The sequence below is a fragment of the Allobranchiibius huperziae genome, from assembly GCF_013410455.1.
In the GTDB taxonomy this organism is placed as follows: Bacteria; Actinomycetota; Actinomycetes; order Actinomycetales; family Dermatophilaceae; genus Allobranchiibius; species Allobranchiibius huperziae.
In genome coordinates, this window is sequence record NZ_JACCFW010000001.1 from 2173825 (window position 1) to 2195773 (window position 21949).

A 21949-nucleotide genomic window follows, 5' to 3' on the forward strand; every position below is an offset into this window, starting at 1 on the left:
CACCACCCGGCGGCTGACAAGCTGCCGACCTGACATCACTGACGCAAAGGAGCGTTGACCCGTATGACGTCCGCGGACCCCGGGACCGACCAGACCGACACCTTCGACATCGTCGTGCTGGGCGGTGGCAGCGGCGGCTACGCCTGCGCGCTGCGCGCCACCGAGCTCGGTCTGAGCGTCGCGCTGGTGGAGCAGGGCAAGCTCGGCGGCACCTGCCTGCACCAGGGATGCATCCCCACCAAGGCACTGCTGCACGCGGCCGAGGTCGCGGACGCCGCACGCGAGAGCGCGAAGTTCGGGGTGAAGGCCTCGCTCGACGGCATCGACATGCCGGGGGTGCACTCCTACAAGGACGGGGTCATCTCCCGGCTCTACAAGGGTCTGCAGGGCCTGATCTCCGCGCACAAGGTGGAGTACGTCGAGGGCACCGGTCGGCTGAGCTCCCCCACCACGGTCACCGTCGGTGATCGGGTGCTCACCGGCCGGCACGTGGTGCTCGCGACGGGTTCGACACCGCGGCTGCTGCCCGGTCTCGAGGTCGGCGGCCGCATCGCGACCAGCGCCCAGGCCCTCACCCTCGATCACGTCCCCGAGCGCGTCGTCGTGCTCGGCGGCGGCGTCATCGGTGTCGAGTTCGCCTCCGTATACAAGTCGTTCGGCGCCGAGGTGACCGTCGTCGAGGCGCTGCCCCGTCTGGTGGCCAGTGAGGACGAGGCCGTCTCCAAGGCGCTGGAGCGCGCGTTCAAGAAGCGCAAGATCACCGTGCGCACCGGCGCCCGCTTCGCGTCGGCGACCGACGGTGCGGACGCCGTGACGATCACCCTGGAGTCCGGCGACACCATCGACGCCGACCTGCTGCTGGTCGCCGTCGGCCGCGGCCCGGTCACCGCGGACCTGGGATACGAGGAGGCCGGCGTCACCCTCGAGCGCGGCTTCGTGCCCACCGACGAGCGGTGCCGCACCGGCATCCCCGGCGTCTACGCGGTCGGCGACATCGTGCCCGGGCTGCAGCTCGCGCACCGCGGCTTCGCCCAGGGCATCTTCGTGGCCGAGGACATCGCCGGACTCGCGCCGGCCCCCGTCGACGAGCAGACCATCCCCCGGGTGACCTACTGCGAGCCGGAGATCACGGCGGTCGGGATGACCGAGGCGCGCGCCCGCGAGGAGTACGGCGACGACGTGTCGACGTACGAGTACAACCTCGGCGGCAACGGCAAGAGCCAGATCCTGCAGACCCAGGGCTTCGTCAAGCTCGTACGCCGCACCGACGGGCCCGTCGTCGGCGTGCACATGATCGGCGCCCGGATGAGCGAGCAGGCCGGGGAGGCCCAGTTGATCGTCGGCTGGGAAGCGCTGCCCGACGACGTCGCACCGCTCGTGCACGCCCACCCCACCCAGAACGAAGCGCTCGGCGAGGCGCACCTCGCGCTCGCCGGGAAACCGCTGCACGCCCACTCCTGAGACCCGCCCACCACACCGCCTGAACATGAAGGAGAATGTCGGCCATGTCTGAACGCGTGACCATGCCCGCACTCGGAGAGTCCGTCACCGAAGGCACCGTGACCCGGTGGCTGAAGCAGGTGGGCGAGGAGGTCGCGGTCGACGAGCCGCTGCTGGAGGTCTCGACCGACAAGGTCGACACCGAGATCCCGTCGCCGGTGGCCGGCACGCTGCAGGAGATCCTGGTGCAGGAGGACGAGACCGTCGAGGTCGGCGCCGACCTGGCCGTGGTGGGCGAGGGTGCGGGCGGCGACTCCGCCGGCAGCGGGTCCGACGCGGCATCATCGGAGCCCGCCCGATCCGAGGAGCCCGCCCAGTCCGAGGAGCCTGCTCCCGCCGAACCGTCGGCCGCCGCGGAGCCGGACGAGAAGAACACCGAGGACGAGGCCCCCGCCCAGGCGGCCCCGGCACAGGCATCGAACGACGCAGGCGGCGCTGGTGGTTCCGGCGAGGGCGAGACCGTGACCATGCCCGCGCTCGGCGAGTCCGTCACCGAGGGCACCATCACCCGGTGGCTCAAGGCCGAGGGCGACGAGGTCGCCATGGACGAGCCGCTGCTGGAGGTCTCGACCGACAAGGTCGACACCGAGGTCCCCTCCCCGGCCGCGGGCACGCTGACCAAGATCCTGGTCCAGGAGGACGAGACCGTCGAGGTCGGCGCGAAGCTCGCCGTCATCGGGGGCGCGCCCTCCGGTGGCGACGCCGCGTCGTCTTCCCCGGCTGCGTCGACCGGGTCTTCGGTGCCGGCTCCCACCAAGGACACCGAGACGACCAAGTCCGAGCCGCAGGCAGAGCAGAAGGACGAGGCGCCCGCCCCCGAGCCCGAGAAGAAGGCCGAGCCCGCCCCCGAGTCCGAGCCTGCCCCCCAGAAGCCGGAGCCCTCCGCGGCGCCCGCCGCGCAGCCATCGGCGTCTTCCGAGGGCGACGGCGGTTCCTCGGCGTACGTGACCCCCCTGGTCCGCAAGCTCGCGACCCAGCACGATGTCGACCTGGCCTCGGTCAAGGGCACCGGGATCGGCGGGCGCATCCGCAAGCAGGACGTGCTCGAGGCCGCCGAGGCGGCGAAGGCGCCCGCCACACCGGAAGCACCCGCCGCACCTGCAGCCGCGAGCACCCCGGCAGCGCCGTCGATCGACGTGTCCGCCAAGCGCGGCACCACCGAGAAGATGACCCGGATGCGCCGGCTCATCGCGACCCGGATGGTCGAGTCGCTGCAGGTCTCGGCGCAGCTCACCACGGTCGTCGAGGTCGACGTCACCCGGATCGCCCGTCTGCGCGACCGCGCGAAGGCCGGCTTCGCCGAGCGGGAGGGCGTCAAGCTCAGCTTCCTGCCGTTCTTCGCGCTCGCCGCGGTGGAGGCGCTCAAGACCCACCCGGTGCTCAACGCCAGCGTCGAGGACGACTCGATCGTCTATCACTCCAGCGAGAACCTGGGGATCGCCGTCGACACCGAGAAGGGGCTGTTCGTCCCGGTCATCCAGAACGCCGGCGACCTCAACATCGCCGGTCTGGCGCGCAAGATCGGCGACCTGGCCGCGCGTACCCGGGACAACAAGGTGACCCCCGACGAGCTGGGCGGCGGCACCTTCACGCTGACCAACACCGGCAGCCGGGGCGCGCTCTTCGACACCCCGATCATCAACCAGCCGCAGGTCGCGATCCTCGGCACCGGCTCGGTCGTCAAGCGCGCGGTCGTGCTGAGCGACGCGGACGGCGGCGAGACCATCGCGATCCGCTCGATGGTCTACCTGGCGCTCTCCTACGACCACCGGATCGTGGACGGCGCCGACGCCGCCCGCTTCCTCGGCACCGTCAAGGAGCGCCTGGAAGAGGGCGCGTTCGAGGTCTGATCCCGTCATGACGCAGTCGGACGCCCGGGTGGTGCAACGGGTCGCGATCACCGGATCCTCCGGGATGATCGGCACTGCTCTGATCGAGCACCTCACCGCCCGCGGCGACGAGGTCGTGAAGGTGGTGCGGCACGCACCCGGCGCGTCGGACGAGGTGCAGTGGGACCCGGCGAAGGCCGAGCTGGACCCGGCCGACCTGCGTGGGGTGACCGCGGCGGTCAACCTCGCCGGCGCCGGCATCGGCGACCATCGGTGGACGGCGGCGTACAAGCGCACCATCACCGAGTCGCGGGTCTCCTCGACCGCGACCCTGGCTCACGTGCTCGCCTCGCTCGAGGCTCCGGTGCGTCTCGTCAGCGCGTCCGGGATGTCCTATTACGGCGAGCGGGGCGACGACGTGGTCGACGAGTCCGGTGCGCCCGGCGACTCCTTCCTCGCCGGCGTGACCCAGGTGTGGGAAGCGGCCACGGCACCTGCGGCTGCCGCCGGCCACCCGGTGTGCTTCCTGCGCACCAGCCTGGTGCTGGACCAGAAGGGCGGGTCGATGGAGCAGGTGCTGCGGCTGGCCAAGCTCGGGCTCGGCGGCCCGCTCGGCTCCGGGCGCCAGTGGTGGTCGTGGATCTCGTTGGAGGACCAGGTCCGCGCGATCGTGCACCTCATCGACCATCCCGAGATCACCGGGCCGGTCAACATGAGCAGTCCCTCCCCCGCTCGGCAGGCCGACTTCATGCACGCGCTGGGACGCGCCCTGCACCGGCCCGCGGTGCTGCCGGCCCCGTCGTTCGCGCTGCGGGCAGTGCTCGGCGAGCTGGCATCGGAGATCATGACCAGTCTGCGGATGCAGCCGAAGGCGCTGCAGGACAGCGGCTTCGTCTGGTACCACGGAGAGCTGGGCGAGGTCGCGGAGTGGCTCGCTCGCTGATCCCGGCACGTCTTCCCGCACCCTGTCGGCCGCGGTAGGTAGGTTCGCCGGGTGCCCACGCGAGCGGACGACTCGATGATCCAGGCCCGTTCGCTGCGCAAGAGCTTCGGGTCGTTCGAGGCGGTGCGGGGCATCGACGTGCAGATCCACCGCGGTGAGTCGTTCGGCTTCCTCGGGCCCAACGGCGCCGGCAAGTCCTCCACGATGCGGATGATCGCCGCGGTGTCCCCGGTCACCTCGGGCGAGTTGCGGATCCTGTCGATGGACCCTGCCACGCACGGCTCGCAGATCCGCGGCCGGATCGGCATCTGTCCGCAGGAGGACACCCTCGACAACGACCTCAGCGTGCGCGACAACCTGATCGTCTACGGCCGCTACTTCGGCCTCTCGCGCGCGGCCGTCCGCTCCCGAGCCGACGAGCTGCTGGAATTCGCGCAGCTGACCGAGCGGGCGCAGGCGAAGGTCGACAATCTGTCCGGAGGGATGAAGCGTCGGCTGACCATCGCCCGGTCGCTGATCAACGACCCGGAGTTGCTGCTCCTCGACGAGCCCACCACCGGCCTCGACCCGCAGGCCCGGCACTTGTTGTGGGACAAGCTGTTCCGCCTCAAACAGCAGGGCGTCACCCTGGTGCTGACCACGCACTACATGGACGAGGCCGAGCAGCTGTGCGACCGGCTCGTGGTGATGGACAAGGGTGAGATCGTGGCCGAGGGGTCGCCGTTACGGTTGATCGCCGAGCACTCCACGCGGGAGGTCGCCGAGCTGCGCTTCGGCGTCGGTGAGCACGAGGACATGGCAGACCGGGTGCGCGATCTTGCCGACCGGGTCGAGGTGCTGCCCGACCGGCTGCTCCTCTACACCCAGCACGGTGAGGAGACTCTCGCCAAGGTCGGCGAGCGCGGGCTCACGCCGACCGCCGTCCTGGTGCGGCGTTCCACGCTCGAAGACGTCTTCCTGCGGCTCACCGGCCGCAGCCTGGTCGACTGATGAGCGCCACGACGGACCGGCCGAGCCCCTTCCAGGCGTGGCGGCTGGCGGACTACTGGTTCACGCTCTACCGCCGCACCTGGCGGGGCAGCGTGGTGACCAGCTTCCTCAATCCGCTGCTCTACGTGGTGGCCATGGGGGTGCTGCTCGGCGGTTTCGTGCACGCGGACCCCCAGCGGCCCGAGGGCGCGCACAGCTACCTGCAGTTCGTGGTCCCGGGGATGCTTGCCGCGCAGTCGATGCAGGTGGCGATCGGCGAGGTCACCTTCCCGGTGATGACCATGCTCAAGTGGCACAAGACCTACTTCTCGATGGCCGCCACACCGCTCCGGGTCGTCGACCTGGTCGTGGCGCACCTCGGTTTCGCCGTCCTACGGCTGGCGCTCACCGCGGTGGTCTTCACCCTGGTGCTCGCACCGTTCGGTGTTTTCCACTCGGTGCTCGGCGCCTGCGGCGTGGTGCTGGTGCAGTTGCTGCTCGGCCTCGCCTTCGCCGCGCCCATCTACGCGTACGCGGCGGCCCTGCGCAACGAGATGGGATTCACCCTGATCTTCCGGCTCCTGATGATCCCGCTGACCCTCTTCTCGGGTGCCTTCTTCCCGCTGTCCAACCTCCCCGCGCCGCTGGAGGCCATCGCCCGTGTCAGCCCCTTGTGGCAGGGGGTGTCACTGACCCGGATGTTCGCGCTGGGGACGAGCGAGCCCGGTCCCGTGGCCACGCACCTGGCCTATCTCGTGGTGCTCGCCGCGGTCGGCGTCTGGCTCAGCGTGCGGGCGCTCACCCGGCGGTTGATCTTCTGATGGCGATCCTGTCCGCACCGATCACCCGTGACCGCGGTCGCGAGCTGTCCCGCGCTGCCGCGACGGGCGTGCTGCTCTACCGCAACTACCTGGTCTACCGGCGCGGCTGGATCATCTTCCTGACCGGCTTCCTCGAGCCGGTGCTCTACCTGCTCTCCATCGGGATCGGCGTCGGCAAGCTGGTGCACGGTTTCGATGTCGGCGGTCGCTCGGTGCCGTACGCGGACTTCGTGGCGCCGGGCATGCTCGCGGCGTCGGCCATGAACGGAGCCATCTTCGACACCACCTTCAACGTGTTCTTCAAGTTGAAGTACCAGAAGCTCTACGACCAGGTCCTGTCCACGCCGCGTACGACGAGCGACGTCGCCCGCGGCGAGATCACCTGGGCCCTGTTACGCGGCGGCATCTACTCCGCGGCGTTCCTGCTCGTGATGCTCGCCCTCGGACTCGTGCACAGCTGGTGGGCTGTCCTGGCGCTGCCGGCGGCCCTGCTGATCGGGTTCGGTTTCGGCGGGATCGGGATGGCGCTCACCACCTGGATGCGCAGCTGGCAGGACTTCGAATTCATCACGCTCGGCACGTTGCCGCTCTTCCTCTTCTCGGCGACCTTCTTCCCGGTCTCGGCCTTCCCCGAGTGGCTGCAGTGGGTCGTGCAGTGCACCCCGCTCTACCGCGGGGTCGTGCTCTGCCGCGAGCTCACCACCGGGCAGGTGGGCATCGGATCGATGGTCTCGGTGGTCTACCTGCTGGTGCTCGGCGTCATCGGCACCCGCATCGTCAGCCGACGACTGTCGGTGCTGCTGCTCACCTGACCGCGCCGACGGGCGCGATCACAACGCTGTCCATGCGGTGATCCGCCACCCGTCGGAGGTCCAGACGAGCGAGACGTCGGCGCGCTCCCCCGCCGTCGCGGGCAGGGTGCGGGTGCCGTCCGGCCCTGACACGGTGTACGCCGACCGGTCGATCACCGCCTGCACCTGCGTGGTGCCTCCCGTCGTCGAGACGGTCCGCGCACTACGGACCCGAAAATCCAGCCGCGAGTAGTGCATTCCGCCCGCGCGGGCGGTGCTCAGGTCCGCGCTGTCGGATCGGTATGCCGTTGAACCGACCTGCACCGCCGACCGCAGATCACCCGCATCCCCGGTGACCCACGCATGCGCCCGGGCGCTGACGAGCAGCTGGAGCACGCCCAGCGGCGAGCGCGACAAGCGTTGCCGGGGCGATGCAGTCGTGGAGAACGGAGACGTCGGGTGGAGCGGGCGCGACGTGCTGGGCGCCGAGCGGGTCGGGGTGGCCACCGGGGCCGCACGGGTGCGGGGGGCGCCGGCCAGGCTGCGAGACGACGTCCGCGTTGCGTGGTCGGCACCGGCGGGCGTGCCGTCCCCCACCAGCATCAGGCCGCCGGCGACCAGTCCGACGAACGCCGCCGCACCCGCCGTATGCACCACGACCGGGCGCCGCCACCATGCGCCGCCCTCCGCACTCGCGCTGTGCCGCCCGATGCCCTCCCACGGTCTCGCCGCCGGCTCACCCCCCTCGTGATTCGGGCTCCTGCCCTCCCGGCCGGCGTCCTCACGGATGCGGCGGGTGAGCTGCACTCCGGGATCGTCCCCCGATCCCTGCGGCGCCGTACGCCGCCCTGCCGACCCCTGCACCGGCGCGGGCTCGGCGGGTGCCATCGCCCAGAGCGCCACCGCGAAGTCCTCCGGGGTCGGACGTGCAGATGGGGTGTGCGACAGGCAGGAAAGCACCAAGTCGCGCAGCTCCGGCGCGAGCTGCGGGGCGAGATCAGCCAGGTCGGGGCGCAGCGCGGCGGGCTCGGGTGCGGTGCCGACGAGTGCGGTCCATGCGATCGCGCCCAAGGAGTACGCGTCGCTCGCGGGGGTGACCTCCTGGCCCGCCAGGACCTCTGGCGCGGCCCAGCTCTTGGTGACCCACAAGGGGAGGCCGTCGTGCCCGGCCAGCTGGGAGAAGCCCAGGTCGGCGATCAACGGCTTGCCCTCCTGGGTGAAGAGGAGGTTGCCCGGGCTGAGGTCGCCGTGGACCAGGCCCATGCTGTGCAGATCGTGCAGGGCGCGGGCCACCGGGCACAGCACCGTGACCAGTTCGCCCGGAGTCAGGTGGTCGCGGGTGCGCAGACTCTCGGCCAGCGACCCGCCCTCCGCCAGTTGCATCACGAGCGCCTGTCCCCCGTCGTCGAGGGTAACGACCTCGTGCAGCCGCACGACGTGCTCGTGGCGCAGGGCCTGGAGCAGGGACGCCTCGTGCTGCAGGACGTCACCCTCGTCGGCGCCGAGCACCTTCGCTGCGAGCCGCACGCCGTCCGAACGGCGGACCGCCCACACCTGGCCCGACCCGCCGGCACCGAGCGGATGCAGCACCTCGTACCCCGGCATTTGCGGTCGCGCGTCCATGGCACCTGACCGTGCCATCCGCGGGGCGCGGCCCGCAGAACTTGTCCACAGCCCCCACCCCCGTTCGTGAGGGAACTAGCGTGCCTCTCGTGGACGACGCCGATCTGATCAGCACCTCGGTCGCCGCGGAGCTGTTGGGCGTGCAGGTGCGCACCGTGTACGCGTACGTGAGCCGTGGCGTCCTCACCCGGGCCGACCTCGTCGGGTCGCGGCACGACGGGTCCCGCTTTCGGCGGTCGGAGGTCCTCGCCCTCGCCGAGCGGCACCGGCGTGCCGTGGCCGGCCGGTTCGAGCTCACCATCGACACCCGGATCACCTCCCTCATCCCCGAAGGAGTGCTGCTGTATCGCGGCGCCGACGCGACGCAGCTCGCGACGGACACGGCGTACGAGCGGGTGGTCGAGCTGCTCTGGGAGTGTCCCGAGTTCGACTGGGCCCCGACGCCGTCGACCGACGGCGCGGCATCGCAGGCACGCCGGCTGTGCGGACCGGAGGCCACCGGCGCGGACCGCGTGCGGATGGCGGTGCACCTGCTGCACGACGGGACGCGGGGAGACCAGGTCGCCACCGACACGACCCGATTCGCCAGGGCCGGTCATGCGGCGCTGCTCGCCGCGGTGGCGTCCGTCGGGACGCCCGACCACACCACTCAGGGCACGCTGGCGGGACGTTTGGGCCACGGGCTGCTGGGTCGCCCTGTCGACGCTGCGGAAACGACGCTTCTGAACGCCGCCCTGGTGCTGCTGGCCGACCACGAACTCGCCACCTCGACGCTGGCGGCCCGCACCGCCGCGGGCACCGGCGCGCCGCCGTACCTGGTGGTGCTGGCGGGGTTGTCGGCGCTGGGCGGCCCGCGACACGGAAGCGCCTCAGTGGGCGCGGAGCATCTGCTCCGATGCAGCATCGACGACGGCGCCTCGGCCGCGCTCGACGAATACGAGGGGTCACCACCGGGTTTCGGGCACGCCGTCTACCGCGGGATCGACCCGCGTGCGGAGACCTTGCTGGGGCTGCTGGAGGAGACCGCGCCGAAGGTGGTGGCAGCCGCCGATGCGCTGCGCCTCGAGGTGCACCGGCGCGGCGGCGGCTACCCCAACGTCGACCTCGCGTTGGCGGCGCTCGCCGTCGGCCACGACCTGCCGCACGGCGCCGGGGAGACCATCTTCTCCGTGGCCAGGATCGCCGGCTTCATCGCGCACGGGATCGAGGAGCACGGCCACCCGCTGCGGTTCCGCCCGCGCGCGATCTACACCGGTGACTGAGAACCGTTACTGCACAGGCGGTCCCACGTATCGCGAGCTCGGCCGGAAGATCTTGCGGCCCCTCGCCTGCTCCAGGATGTGCGCGGTCCACCCGATGACCCGGCTGCACGCGAACGTGGGTGTGAAGAGCTCACGAGGGATGCCGCACTCCTGCATCACCACGCCGGCGTAGTACTCCACGTTCGCGCGCAGCGGGCGATCCGGCTTGGCCTCGTCGAGCACCCGCACGACCTCCTTCTCGACCCGCACCGCGAGCTCAGCGGTGTCGCCGCCGAGCTCGGTCGCGGTCTCCCGCAACAGCTCCGAGCGGGGGTCCAGACCCCGGTAGACCGCGTGGCCGAAGCCCATCACCCGCTGCCCCGCGGCCAGCCGCGCGCGCGCCCAGGGTGCAGCGTTCTCGACCGTGCCGATCTGGTCGAGCGCATCGAGGGCGCGACTCGGCGCACCGCCGTGCAACGGCCCGGACAGTGCGCCGATGGCCGCGACGACGCACGCCGTGAGGTCGGCGCCGGTCGAGGCGACGACCCGCGCGGTGAACGTCGAGGCGTTGAACCCGTGGTCGACCGTCAGACACAGATACCGGCTGAGCGCCCGCACGGCGCGCTCGTCCGGTGTGCCGCCCGTGACCATCCAGAGGTAGTTGCCGACGTACCCCAGCTCGGCGCGTGCCGGGCGGGGCTGCTCACCGCGTCCGACGGCGTACGCCGCCGCGACCAGCCACGGGACCGCGGCAGCGGTCCGCAGCGCCGCCTGTTCCCGCGCCGCGTCGTCCAGGTCCCACAGCGGCTCGTCACCTGTGAGGACGCCGTACGCCGAGATAGCAGTCCGCAACGAGGACAACGGTGCTCGCGTCGGCGCGGCACGCAGGACAGCGGTGAGCTGCTCGGCGTAGCGATCCGTCGCGAGCAGATGCTCGGCGATCTCCCCACGCCATGCGCGAACGGTCTCGGGGTCCGGCAGATCGCCGCGCAGCAGCAGGTGCCAGACGTCCTCCACGCTGTGGTCGCGGGCGAGACCGGTGGCGTCGTACTGCCGGTAGTGGAAGAAGCCCTCGGCGCCGCGGACGTCTCCGAGGGCGGTGTCGGCGACGACCACGCCGGCCAGACCCGGAGGCGCGATCAGGGGTGCGGGGTCAGCGGTCTGTGTCATGGCGCCAGCTTCACCGGGCCGCGACGCCGCGCCAATGTTGATCGTGTCAATGTGACGCGGGAGTACGGAAGGTCCCGGCGTACGCTCGAACGATGCGCATCGAGCAGCTCGGCTTCGCCCCCGATCTCGTCGATTACCAGGCCGCCTGGGACACCCAACGCGAGGTGCACGCCCGCGTCGTCGCCGGTGAGCAGGAGGACACCGTGCTCCTCTTGGAGCACGCGGCCGTCTACACCGCCGGGAAACGCACCGAGCCGCACGAGCGTCCGTTCGACGGCACGCCGGTGATCGACGTGGACCGCGGCGGGAAGATCACCTGGCACGGCCCGGGACAGCTCGTCGGCTATCCGATCGTGCGACTGCCCAACCCGATCGACGTCGTGGGGCACGTGCGCCGACTCGAACAGCTGATGATCGACGTCTGCGCTGACCTCGGCCTGGCCGCTCAGCGCGTCGAAGGTCGCAGCGGGGTGTGGTTCGCCGCATCGGACGGCAGGCCCGAGCGCAAGGTCGGCGCGATCGGCATCCGGGTCAGCCGCGACGTGACCATGCACGGGTTCGCGCTCAACTGCGACTGCGACCTGTCCTGGTCCAACACGATCGTCCCGTGCGGGATCCCCGACGCCGGCGTCACCTCGCTCAGCCAGGAGCTGGGCCGCGACGTCCCCGTGCGCGAGGTGCTGCCCTTCGTACAGAAGCGGCTCCCGGACATCCTGGGCTGAGCAGCCGCCGCACTCACCCGAGCAGGTCGGCGGTCTTCACGACGGTCGCGAACTCCCCGTGCAGGTTCGCCGCCGTGACCCGAGACAGCTCGGCGGCGGTGTACTCGGCGCCGTCCGGACCCACCCGGTCGAAGGTGTGCGTGGCGTCGATGACGAAGCGCACGTCGTAGCCGAGGTTGCCGCCGACCCTCGCGGTCGTCTCGCAGCAGTGGTTGGTGGTGATCCCGCAGATCACGATCGAGGAGATGCCCTCCTGCTGCAGCCACGCGTGCAGGTCGGGCGTGCCGTGAAAGCTGGAGTTGACCGACGTCGCGACCAGCAGGTCCGGCTCACCCGTGATGACGTCCTTGAACGCGTGGCCCGGCTGACCGGGGCGCAGCGGCGAGCGGGGGTCGAGCGAGTCGTGCCGGACGAACACGACCGGGCGCCCGTCCTCCCGCCACCGTCCCAGCAGGGCCGCGACGTGCTTCTCGCACAGCGGGTTGTCGCGCGGTCCCCAGCAGCCCGCGTCGTCGAAACCGCGCTGCACGTCGACGATCACGAGTGCCGTACGCGCGTCGATGCTCGGTACGCCCTGCACCGCGTTACTCATCCCCTGAGCCTAGGCAGCGACGGCGCCCCGCCAGACTGGGCTGCGCTCGACGGCAACGGCGATCGGCCCGCGGCGCCCGCGTACCCTGGAACAAAGCCTCTCCCACGGCGGTTGCGCCAGAGGGCAGAGCTGGGCGAGATGCCCGACGTCGAAGGCAAGGGAGCAGCGAGACCGTGACCGTGGCACCGGAGGGACGGCGCATGTTGCGCGTCGAGGCGCGCAACAGCGAGACCCCGATCGAGCGCAAACCGGAATGGATCCGTACGACGGCCAAGATGGGCCCGGCGTACACCTCGCTGCACAACCTGGTGAAGACCGGCGGCCTGCACACGGTCTGCCAGGAAGCCGGGTGCCCCAATATCTTCGAGTGCTGGGAGGACCGCGAGGCGACCTTCCTCATCGGTGGCGAGCAGTGCACCCGCCGCTGCGACTTCTGCCAGATCGACACCGGCCGCCCGAGCGACCTGGACCGTGACGAGCCGCGTCGGGTCGCCGACTCCGTGCAGCAGATGGGTCTGCGCTACGCGACCATCACCGGCGTCGCGCGCGACGACCTGGAGGACGGCGGCGCGTGGCTCTACGCCGAGACGATCCGCCAGGTGCACGAGAACAACCCCGGCACCGGCGTGGAGATTCTGATCCCGGACTTCAACGCCGTGCCCGAGCAGGTCGGCGCCGTGATCGACGCGGCCCCCGAGGTCTTCGCGCACAACGTCGAGACGGTGCCGCGCATCTTCAAGCGCATCCGGCCGGCGTTCAAGTACGAGCGGTCGCTGTCGGTCATCACGATGGGCAAGAACGCCGGGCTGGTCACCAAGTCCAACCTCATCCTGGGGATGGGCGAGGAGGACCACGAGATCGAGCAGGCGCTGCGCGATCTGCACGAGGCCGGCACGGACCTGATCACCATCACCCAGTACCTGCGCCCGTCCCCGCGCCACCACCCCGTGGACCGGTGGGTGAAGCCGCAGGAGTTCGTGCACTGGTCCGAGGTCGCCGAGGGGCTCGGGTTCAAGGGCGTCATGAGCGGGCCGCTGGTGCGTTCGTCGTACCGCGCCGGGCGGCTCTACGCCCAGGCGATGGAGCGCTCGGGACGCGAGCTCCCGGCCAACCTCGCGCACCTGGCAGCCGCGGCGTCCTCCCCCGCACGCCAGGAGGCGGCGTCGCTCGTGGAGCGCGCCCTGCCGCACGTATCCTGACCTCCATGTCGGCGACACCCACACCCGCGAAGAAGAGCCGGTTCTCCCGGAAGAAGAAGAACGAGGCCTCCGGAGCGACGGCGGTCGACGGGGGCGAGCCGGGGCGGATCGCACAGATCAAGACCCTCTACACGCTCGCGAGCAAGCAGAACCCGCGGATCCCGCTCTACCTGATCGGTGCGTTCCTGCTCGGGTTCGTCGTGCTCCTGGTGATCGGTATCGCGATCCAGCACCCGATCTACCTGGGCATCCTCGGTGTCTTCCTCGGCGTCATTCTGGCGATGCTGCTCTTCGGGCGGTTGGCGCAGAAGGCGGCGTACGGACAGCTCGAAGGGCAGCCCGGCGCGACGAGCGCGGCGATGAGCGGTCTGCGCAAAGGCTGGTACTACGAGCAGGAGCCCGTGGCCGCTGACTCCGGTCGGGCGCGCAAGATGAGCGAGATGCAGAACGCCGCCATGGTCTTCCGCGCCGTCGGTCGCGCCGGCGTGGTGCTCGTCGGCGAAGGCCCGCGCGGTGGCGCGACGAAGTTGCTGGAGTCCGAGCGCAAGCGGGTCTCGCGGGTGTCGGGACCGGAGGTGCCGGTGCACACGATGCGCGTCGGTGAGGGTGACGACGCCGTGGCGGTGAGCAAGCTGACCGCCACGATGACCAAGCTGCCCAAGAAGCTCACCGATGCCGAGGTGCAGGCCGTCAACAAGCGGCTGCGGGCGCTCGGCGGCGTGAAGCCCCCGATCCCCAAGGGCATGGACCCGCGCGCGGCGCGGCCGGACCGCAAGTCGGCCCGCGGCCGCTGACGGAGCGCGTAGCGCAGGTTGGAGGGCGAGCGCAGCGAGTCATCCGGCCGAAGCGGAGTGCGGAGGCAGCGGCCGCAGAAAGAACAGCCGCTGCTCGTATGACCAGCCGCTGACGTGGGCGACGCTTCGGGCCGAGCGGGCCACAACGAGCGCGTACGCCATGTGAACTGGAACGTTTGGAGCCGAGCGGGCCATAACGAGCGCCTACGCCATGTGAACTGGTCCGTTTCGGGCCGAGCGGGCCCAAACGAGCGATCAACCCTCAGCGCGTACGGACCAGGATGGTGCGCGCGAGCTTGTCGTGCAGCCCGCGCTGGTCGGTGTCGAAGATGAGCGCCGGGATGACCACGCAGAGCAGCACCGCGCGGATGATCGCGGCGACCGGCCCGGCGACCGCACCGTCGAGGCGGGTGACGCGTACGCCGACGATCCAGTGACCGATCGTCGAGCCCACGACCCCGACGAGCAGGATGTTCTCGACCGCGAAGACCAGCAGGGGCGCGAAACCGGAACTGCCCGACCCTCCCCAGCGGTAGCCGAGCAATCCGGCGGCGATCACGCTGCACAGCGCCCAGTCGATAATGAGGGCGAGGACGCGCGGCCCGAGACGAGCCACGGAGGTGACGCCCGACTCGGCACACCCGAAGCGCTTGCCCGGCCACCCGGTGTCGGCGGCGGGCTCCGTGGACGGTGAGGACTGGGGGGATGCCACCCGGTCAGCGTAATGACCACGGTCCGGGTCCTGAGACCGGCATCCCAGCGTGTAACACCGGCGAAACGCTTCAGTCATGGGCGGGTAATCGCGGTCCGCTAGGTTCGACGCACCGCGCGTGGGTCTGCCAGCTGACGGCGCGCGGCCATTTTTCCAAAGCCATGGAGGTTTCATGTTCAACACCAGCGATGAGGTCCTGAAGTTCATCAAGGACGAAGACGTCAAGTTCGTCGATGTGCGCTTCTGCGACCTCCCCGGTGTGATGCAGCACTTCAACGTGCCCGCCTCGACCATCAGCGAGGACTCGTTCACCGAGGGCGCGATGTTCGACGGCTCGTCGATCCGCGGGTTCCAGGCCATCCACGAGTCGGACATGAAGCTGATCCCCGACCCCCGGTCGGCGTTCGTGGACCCGTTCCGCAAGCACAAGACGCTGGTCATGAACTTCTCGATCGTCGACCCGTTCACCGACGAGCGCTACAGCCGCGACCCGCGCAACATCGCGGCCAAGGCGGAGGCCTACCTGAAGTCGACCGGGATCGCCGACACGGCGTACTTCGGCGCTGAGGCGGAGTTCTACATCTTCGACGACGTCCGCTTCGAGACCAAGCAGAACGCCGGCTACTACTTCATCGACTCGATCGAGGGAGCCTGGAACACCGGACGCGCCGAAGAGGGCGGCAACCAGGGCTACAAGCCGCGCTACAAGGGCGGCTACTTTCCGGTGCCTCCGGTCGACCACTTCGCCGACCTGCGCGACGACATCGTCGCGGGGCTCGAGGGCGTGGACCTGAAGGTCGAGCGGGCGCACCACGAGGTGGGCACCGCCGGTCAGCAGGAGATCAACTACCAGTTCTCCACGCTGCTCGGCGCCGGCGACGACATGATGAAGTTCAAGTACATCGTGAAGAACACCGCGTACAACGCCGGCAAGACCGTCACCTTCATGCCGAAGCCGCTCTTCGGCGACAACGGCTCGGGCATGCACACCCACCAGTCGTTGTGGAAGGACGGTGAGGCGCTGTTCTTCGACGAGAACGGGTACGGCGGCCTGTCCGACATCGCCCGTTGGTACGTCGGTGGGTTGCTGAAGCACGCACCGTCGCTGCTGGCGTTCACGAACCCGACGATGAACTCCTACCACCGTCTGGTGCCGGGCTACGAGGCGCCGGTCAACCTGGTCTACTCCGCGCGCAACCGCTCGGCGTGTATCCGCATCCCGATCGCGGGCACCTCGCCGAAGGCCAAGCGCATCGAGTTCCGGATCCCCGACCCGTCGGCGAACCCCTACCTGTGCTTCGCGGCGCAGCTGATGGCCGGCCTGGACGGCATCAAGAACCGCATCGAGCCGCCGGAGCCGGTCGACAAGGACCTCTACGAGCTGCCCCCGGAAGAGCTGGAGAACATCGGCCAGGTGCCGGGTTCGCTGCCGGCCGTGCTGGACGCGCTCGAGGCCGACCACGACTACCTGACCGAGGGCGGCGTCTTCACCGAGGACCTGGTCGAGACGTGGATCGATTACAAGCGGACCAACGAGGTGGACCCGATCCGCTTCCGCCCGCACCCGCACGAGTTCGAGATGTACTACGACATCTGAGTAGTCGCGCAGGGAAAGGTGGGACCGGAGCGCAGCGAAGGTTCCGCCTTTCCCGGAGCGACGGATCAGATGTCGTAGAAAGAACAGCCATCTGACCGGGCACGAACCAGTACAAAGCGAGGCGGGCACACGCCGCCCCGAGCAGAACGACGGAGCAGATGCCGTAGAAAGAACAGCCATCTGACCGGGCACGAACCAGTACAAAGCGAGGCGGCCACGCGCTTCGAGCGGAGCGACGGATCAGATGCCGTAGAAAGAACAGCCATCTGATACGCCCAAGGCGTTCACCGCCCCAGACAGACACGAGTCCTCACGAGCTGCCGGCGCACTGCGTACGGCGGGTCGTGAGGACTCGTCTGCGTTCGGCCACATGCGCCCGTACGCATCGAGCGTGCGGGCGCAGCGCCTGGCTTGTGTGCCCGTCGGGGCCGCAACACGCGCAGCGAGGCCGACTGAGCTCAGAAGTCTCGCGAAACTGTGTCGAAGGTCACGAAGTGACGGTGCCGAGCCCTGAGCACCCTGCAGAAGGCCTACCCGACCGCGTCCACCGCCCGGCGCATGAACACTGCCTACTGGGCCCCGGTGGATGCGTTCTGCGCGTATTGCGGCCATTCACAGATGAATTCGTGATTGCCGATGCTGAGGCCGGGTACGGGTCCATCTGCGTCGCCGCAGCCAAACCGATCCCCATGGCCAACCAGATCGGCCGGTCCTACACGTCCCTGATATCCCAGCGCCCGACCCTGCGGCCGGGTTCGCAGACGCCGGCGGCCTCACTGTCGCTGCCGCCTGGGTCCAGGGTCGTGAGACTCACAAGACGGTGTCGCGCAGGACTGACCGACCACCCACCCTCAAGGAGTGGGTCACCGCCGTCGCCTCCGCCGCGATGGGCATGTTCACCGCTGACCGCATCCTCATCCTCACCTCGAAGGAGGAGCTATGAAACGTCGCATCGTCGCCGTCTCAGTAGCCCTCACCCTGAGCACTGCAACCGCCGTCACGCTCCCAGCGCACGCGGCCACCACGACCAACCACTACCGGAGACTGGTAGCCAACCTGGAGTTCAACCGCGGCAACGTGCCCGCCGGGTCACGGTGGAACCCCACCGACAACTCCGGCGACCTCCCCTCGTCCAACCCCTATGCCTCGACGATGACGACCTACCCGTCCGGTTGGGGCACGCCGGCGCAGGGGTACTACCACCCCGAGCGCACCATGTCCGTCGCGAACGGTGTGCTCACGATCAGGGCGCTCGGCACCCAGGGCACCGAATGGGGCGGCTCCGTCCTCCCGATCGCCACCGACAACAAGGTCGGCTCCCGGCGCTATGGACGCATCGAATACCGGCTACGCGCAACGGGCGCGGCAGGACACTCGTTCGCCGCCTTCGAGTGGCCGTCCGACGACAACTGGGTGTACGAGATGGACGCCACCGAAGGCTTCGAAACACCCGGTACAACCGTCGGCGGCACCTATCACTACAACGGTGCGGCAGGACAGCAAGGCTTCACCGCCAGGCAGCACCAGCAGATGAGCAACTGGCACACCTTCCAGATCAACTGGTGGCCCGGCGGGCAGTCGGTGTGGATCGACCGGCGCTACCTGGAGTACGACGACACCGCAGCCGGCCACCTCGCACCCACCCAGATCATGCGGTTCCTGCTGCAGACGAACAAGGCGTGGAACGGCACCCCGGCCAATGGGTCCACCGGCACCGTGCAGCTCGCCTACGTGAAGGAATGGGCGTACAACAACTGACCTGACCCGCAAGGACGAACGCGCCTCACGCTGGCACCTCACCGGCGTGGGCGCTTTCGTCATGCTCGACGCGTCGCTCGACGCGCGCCTTACCCCGGCCTGGTCATCGACGTTCGCCCCGGTGCGATCGTCCGGGCAGTCGGCCGTCGTCTCACCAGCAGTCGATGTGCAGGACCTCGTCGATGGGCTGGCGAGGCGCCGGCTTGAAGGTCGTACCCGTGAAATAGGCGATCGGCGTGAGCAGAGCCTGGTGCACGCCGTTGGGCAGCTCGAGGATCTGGGCGGCCTCCCGCTCGTACTCCAGATGCAACGTGGTCCACGCGGTGCCCAATCCGCGGGCGCGGGCGGCGAGCATGAAGCTCCATGCCGCAGGCAGCACCGAGCCCCAGATGCCCGCCTGGTTGCCGTCCGGCAGCGGTCCACCCGTGTCGATGCACGGGATGAGCATCGCGGGCACATCGCGCATCACCTTGCCCAGGTGAAGCACGCTGTCACCGACCCGTTGCTGGACGCGGGACCGGTCGGCGTCATCCGCGGCGAGGTTGCCGGCGAACCCCTCGGACGCGGCATAGTCCTGCACAGCCCGCCAATAGAGGTCGCCGATGGCGGCCTTCTGAGCCGGGTCCGTGACGAGGATCCACTGCCAATGCTGGCGATTGGAGCCGGAGGGACCCTGGAGCGCGATCGTCAGGCACTCCTTGATCAGCTCCAGGGGCACCGGCCGGGTGAGATCGAGACGCTTGCGCACCGCGCGGGTCGTCGTCAGCAGCTCGAACGGATCCAGCGGTGCCTGCCCCATGCCGCTCATCGCGTCGCTTCGGTGGCCGTCATTTCCCACATTCGAGTCGTCGATCATGCGCTCATCCTCCCGGGTCCTGCTCTGTTGCGCTGAGGGTGTCGGTGGGTGATGGTCCAATCAGCTCTTCAGCGCACACCGATCCCGATGTGGAGACCCGAGCAATGCAGCTGTCCGACCGCTCGACCCGGAACCGCTGCCGGCGGGAGGCCGCTCGTCGCGGTCGAAATCTCTGTGCAAGATCGGGTGCGATGCAGGAAACTTGCCCCGTTGCCGCACGTGCCCGCCACCTCGAGATTCATCGCGCCGTCACCCGGGAGATCTCATGGACGCCCTAGCCCGCTGGGTCATTCACCACCGCCTGATCGTCGCCCTCTTCTGGCTGGCGGCATTCATCGGCGGCGCCGCGGCGGCCGGAGTCGTCCCCGGTCGACTCACGACCGACTTCTCCCTGCCCGGTCAGCCCGGCGACACCGCCGAGAAGGCGCTGATCAAGCAGTACGGCGTGAGCAGCTTCGACACCACGGTGCTCACCGTCACCGTGCCGCAGGGACAGACGGTGCAGCAGCAGTCGGCCAAGATCGCGCAGGTCTTCGGCTCCGCCACGCGCGTGTCGGCGGTCCCCCGCACCCGCGTCGTGGACTACGCCAGCACCGGTGACCAGAAGTTCATCGTGAACGGCGGCCGGACGACCTTCGCGCTCGTCCAGGCCACTCCACCGACGAGTTTCGCGGTCAGCTCCGGCGTGGAATTCGGCAAAGCGCTCAACATCGCGGCCAAGCGGGCCGGGTTCGAGTCGGGCACCACGTCGTACCAGTTGCTCTCGGCAGGCACCGACCAGAGCGGCGGCCCGAGCGTCCTCGTCGAGACACTGTTGGGTGCCCTGGGCGCGCTCGCTGTGCTGCTCTTCGTCTTCGCGTCGTTCCTCGCACTGATGCCGTTGATCATCGCGGCGGTGTCGATCCTGACGACGTTCCTGCTCGTGCTGCTGCTCACGACGTTCAGTGACGTCAGCTTCGTCGTGGAGTTCCTGATCTCTCTCGTGGGCCTCGGCATCGCCATCGACTACTCCCTGCTCCTGGTGTCGCGATGGCGTGAGGAACGCGCCCACGGTCAGTCGAACGACGAGGCGATCCTCACCGCGGTGCGCACCGCCGGGCACGCGGTGCTGGCATCCGGGGCGACGGTGGCGATCAGCCTGGTCGCCCTCGTCGTGGTCCCGGTGCCGTTCCTGCGCTCGATGGGCTTCGGCGGCATGCTCATCCCCCTGGTGAGCGTGGCCGTCGTGCTCACCCTGCTACCGGCGATGCTGTCCAAGATCGGACCACGCGTGGACTGGCCGCGCATCCGGCACGAGGGCCGCGCGTCCCGCGGGTGGACGGCGTGGGCGCGCCTGATCGTGAAGCGCCGGGTCGTCGCCGTCGCCGCCGGGGTCGTGCTGCTCGCGCTGCTCATCACTCCGGTCTTCGGGCTGAAGATCGGCCAGTCCAACATCGCCTCGCTCGGCAAGACCGGGCCCGCCGTCCAGACGCTAGGCACCCTGCGCGACGACGGAGTCGGCGGCGGCGTGCTGACCCCGATCACCGTCCTGGTCCCCGCCGACCAGCGTGACAAGGCGATCGCGGCGGCGGGCAAGGTCGACGGCGTCCAGCTCGCGACGGGCAACAGGACCAGCGACGGCCGGATGGCGGTCGTGGACGTCCTGCCGAAGAAGGAGACCGTCGACAGCTCCGGCGTCCAGGTGGTGCATCGCGTGCGCACCGCCGTCGAGAAGGCCGTCGACGGCGATGTGCTCGTCGCGGGTCAGGGCGCGGTCGTCGACGACTACTTCAACGCCGTCTACGACAAGTTCCCCTACGTGCTCGGCCTCATCGCCCTGGTGACGTTCGTGCTGCTGATGCGCCAGTTCCGCTCGGTACTGCTGCCGATCAAGGCCGTGGTGATGAACCTGGTCTCCCTGTCGGCTGTCTTCGGCGCGGTGACCTTCTTCTGGCAGGAGGGCCACGGCTCCGGCACGGTCTTCAACATCGCCGGCACCGGCGCCATCACGTTCTGGCTGCCGATCATCATCTTCGCGTTCCTGTTCGGCCTGTCGATGGACTACGAGGTGTTCATCCTGGCCCGCATGCGCGAGGAGTACGACGCCACCGGCAGCACGAGCGCCGCCGTGACGGTCGGCCTCGGGCGCACCGGGAGGCTCGTCACCTCGGCCGCGTTGATCCTCTTCTTCGCCTTCGCAGCGCTCGCCTCGTCGCCCGGCACCGACATCAAGGTGCTCGGCACCGCGCTCGGCGTCGGCATCCTCATCGACGCGACCATCGTGCGCGCGCTGCTGGTGCCCGCCCTGGTCAGCCTGTTCGGCAAGTACAACTGGTGGCTGCCGGGCGGCCTCGCGAAGGTGCTCTTCGTCGAGCCGTCACCCCTGCGCAACGAGACGCACGCCGGTCCACGGGAGTTCGATGAGACCGGTCGGGAGATCGCCACGTCCCGCTGAAGTCTCCGCGCCGCCGACGCGGGGGCGAGACCGTGACGGGCTCGTCCGGCCGCGTCCTCGGAAGGGGTAGTTTGCGAGAGTGACCGTGTTGATCGACCCGCCGACCTGGCCGGCCTACGGACGGTTGTGGTCACATCTGGTGAGTGACACGTCGTACGACGAGTTGCGCGAGTTCGCCGTTGCGGCAGGGCTTCCCGAGCGGCTCTTCGATGGCGACCACTACGACGTGCCGCAGGAGCGCTACGAGGCGATCGTCGCCGCGGGCGCGCAGGAGGTGGCCGGGCGCGACCTGATCCGCCGGCTCCTCGCCAGCGGCCTGCGGCTGCACCAGCGCGAACGCTGACCTCGATTTCGCCCTGCACAGCGGGGCAGATGTGCCCCGCTGTGCATGTCCTAAA

General features: G+C 69.7%; 20 protein-coding genes. 15 read left to right on the forward strand and 5 right to left on the reverse strand.

Annotated features, from left to right (window positions below; translation table 11 throughout):
• Positions 1 to 63 precede the first annotated feature (63 nt).
• The 6 genes from lpdA to HNR15_RS10285 all read left to right on the forward strand — a co-directional run bounded on the left by lpdA (position 64) and on the right by HNR15_RS10285 (position 6874).
• Entirely contained in the window at positions 64 to 1461 is a 1398-nt protein-coding gene (lpdA, locus tag HNR15_RS10260) for a dihydrolipoyl dehydrogenase (RefSeq protein ID WP_179481448.1), read from the forward strand.
• A gap of 44 nt (positions 1462 to 1505) precedes the next feature.
• Complete coding sequence (gene sucB, locus HNR15_RS10265; RefSeq protein ID WP_179481451.1) at positions 1506 to 3350, forward strand: 2-oxoglutarate dehydrogenase, E2 component, dihydrolipoamide succinyltransferase; 1845 nt, start codon at positions 1506 to 1508, stop codon at positions 3348 to 3350.
• 7 nt (positions 3351 to 3357) lie between these two features.
• Entirely contained in the window at positions 3358 to 4272 is a 915-nt protein-coding gene (locus HNR15_RS10270; RefSeq protein WP_179481453.1) for a TIGR01777 family oxidoreductase, read from the forward strand.
• Positions 4273 to 4347: 75 nt separating this feature from the next.
• Positions 4348 to 5262 carry an ABC transporter ATP-binding protein gene (locus HNR15_RS10275; RefSeq protein WP_179483713.1) on the forward strand — a complete coding sequence of 305 codons (915 nt, stop codon included), beginning with the start codon at positions 4348 to 4350 and terminating at the stop codon, positions 5260 to 5262.
• A complete protein-coding gene (locus HNR15_RS10280; RefSeq protein WP_179481455.1) occupies positions 5262 to 6062 on the forward strand; it encodes an ABC transporter permease in 801 nt (266 codons plus the stop codon). Before HNR15_RS10275 ends, HNR15_RS10280 begins: the two co-directional genes overlap by 1 nt.
• Complete coding sequence (locus HNR15_RS10285; protein ID WP_179481457.1) at positions 6062 to 6874, forward strand: ABC transporter permease; 813 nt, start codon at positions 6062 to 6064, stop codon at positions 6872 to 6874. The genes HNR15_RS10280 and HNR15_RS10285 overlap by 1 nt, the downstream gene beginning before the upstream one ends.
• A gap of 18 nt (positions 6875 to 6892) precedes the next feature.
• Here HNR15_RS10285 and HNR15_RS10290 read toward each other — a convergent pair whose 3' ends face one another.
• Positions 6893 to 8476, reverse strand: coding sequence for a serine/threonine-protein kinase (locus HNR15_RS10290; RefSeq protein ID WP_179481459.1), 1584 nt, complete (start codon positions 8474 to 8476; stop codon positions 6893 to 6895).
• 89 nt (positions 8477 to 8565) lie between these two features.
• Between HNR15_RS10290 and HNR15_RS10295 the strand changes: the two genes are divergently transcribed.
• Positions 8566 to 9738, forward strand: a complete 1173-nt coding sequence (locus HNR15_RS10295; protein WP_179481461.1) for a citrate/2-methylcitrate synthase — start codon at positions 8566 to 8568, stop codon at positions 9736 to 9738.
• A gap of 6 nt (positions 9739 to 9744) precedes the next feature.
• Here HNR15_RS10295 and HNR15_RS10300 read toward each other — a convergent pair whose 3' ends face one another.
• The gene (locus HNR15_RS10300) at positions 9745 to 10887 is read right to left on the reverse strand and encodes a citrate/2-methylcitrate synthase (protein ID WP_179481463.1); all 1143 of its coding nucleotides are present in this window, start codon (positions 10885 to 10887) and stop codon (positions 9745 to 9747) included.
• A 92-nt stretch (positions 10888 to 10979) separates the two neighbouring features.
• On the opposite strand from HNR15_RS10300, the gene lipB reads away from it, so the two are divergent.
• Positions 10980 to 11609, forward strand: a complete 630-nt coding sequence (gene lipB / locus HNR15_RS10305) for a lipoyl(octanoyl) transferase LipB (RefSeq protein ID WP_179481465.1) — start codon at positions 10980 to 10982, stop codon at positions 11607 to 11609.
• Positions 11610 to 11622: 13 nt separating this feature from the next.
• On the opposite strand, the gene HNR15_RS10310 is transcribed toward lipB, so the two are convergent.
• Positions 11623 to 12201: a cysteine hydrolase family protein gene (locus HNR15_RS10310; protein WP_179481467.1), complete on the reverse strand. Its 579-nt coding sequence runs from the start codon at positions 12199 to 12201 to the stop codon at positions 11623 to 11625.
• 173 nt (positions 12202 to 12374) lie between these two features.
• On the opposite strand from HNR15_RS10310, the gene lipA reads away from it, so the two are divergent.
• Together lipA and HNR15_RS10320 are read left to right on the forward strand one after the other, a co-directional pair.
• Positions 12375 to 13400 (forward strand): lipoyl synthase, encoded by a 1026-nt coding sequence (lipA, locus tag HNR15_RS10315; protein WP_179481469.1) that lies wholly within the window; start codon positions 12375 to 12377, stop codon positions 13398 to 13400.
• Positions 13401 to 13405: 5 nt separating this feature from the next.
• Positions 13406 to 14194: a DUF4191 domain-containing protein gene (locus tag HNR15_RS10320; RefSeq protein WP_179481471.1), complete on the forward strand. Its 789-nt coding sequence runs from the start codon at positions 13406 to 13408 to the stop codon at positions 14192 to 14194.
• A 262-nt stretch (positions 14195 to 14456) separates the two neighbouring features.
• Here the strand turns inward: HNR15_RS10320 and HNR15_RS10325 are convergent, their stop codons facing one another.
• Positions 14457 to 14906, reverse strand: coding sequence for an RDD family protein (locus HNR15_RS10325; RefSeq protein WP_343048506.1), 450 nt, complete (start codon positions 14904 to 14906; stop codon positions 14457 to 14459).
• A gap of 172 nt (positions 14907 to 15078) precedes the next feature.
• On the opposite strand from HNR15_RS10325, the gene glnA reads away from it, so the two are divergent.
• The 3 genes from glnA to HNR15_RS10335 all read left to right on the forward strand — a co-directional run bounded on the left by glnA (position 15079) and on the right by HNR15_RS10335 (position 18261).
• Positions 15079 to 16503: a type I glutamate--ammonia ligase gene (glnA, locus tag HNR15_RS10330; RefSeq protein ID WP_179481475.1), complete on the forward strand. Its 1425-nt coding sequence runs from the start codon at positions 15079 to 15081 to the stop codon at positions 16501 to 16503.
• Positions 16504 to 17323: 820 nt separating this feature from the next.
• Entirely contained in the window at positions 17324 to 17446 is a 123-nt protein-coding gene (locus HNR15_RS18620) for a hypothetical protein (RefSeq protein WP_281373884.1), read from the forward strand.
• Positions 17443 to 18261 (forward strand): glycoside hydrolase family 16 protein, encoded by an 819-nt coding sequence (locus HNR15_RS10335; RefSeq protein WP_179481477.1) that lies wholly within the window; start codon positions 17443 to 17445, stop codon positions 18259 to 18261. The genes HNR15_RS18620 and HNR15_RS10335 overlap by 4 nt, the downstream gene beginning before the upstream one ends.
• 151 nt (positions 18262 to 18412) lie before the next feature.
• On the opposite strand, the gene HNR15_RS10340 is transcribed toward HNR15_RS10335, so the two are convergent.
• Positions 18413 to 19117, reverse strand: a complete 705-nt coding sequence (locus tag HNR15_RS10340; protein WP_246305914.1) for a nitroreductase family protein — start codon at positions 19115 to 19117, stop codon at positions 18413 to 18415.
• A 265-nt stretch (positions 19118 to 19382) separates the two neighbouring features.
• On the opposite strand from HNR15_RS10340, the gene HNR15_RS10345 reads away from it, so the two are divergent.
• Entirely contained in the window at positions 19383 to 21551 is a 2169-nt protein-coding gene (locus HNR15_RS10345) for an MMPL family transporter (protein WP_179481479.1), read from the forward strand.
• A 79-nt stretch (positions 21552 to 21630) separates the two neighbouring features.
• Positions 21631 to 21894, forward strand: coding sequence for a DUF4031 domain-containing protein (locus HNR15_RS10350; RefSeq protein WP_179481481.1), 264 nt, complete (start codon positions 21631 to 21633; stop codon positions 21892 to 21894).
• The last annotated feature ends 55 nt before the right edge of the window (positions 21895 to 21949 follow it).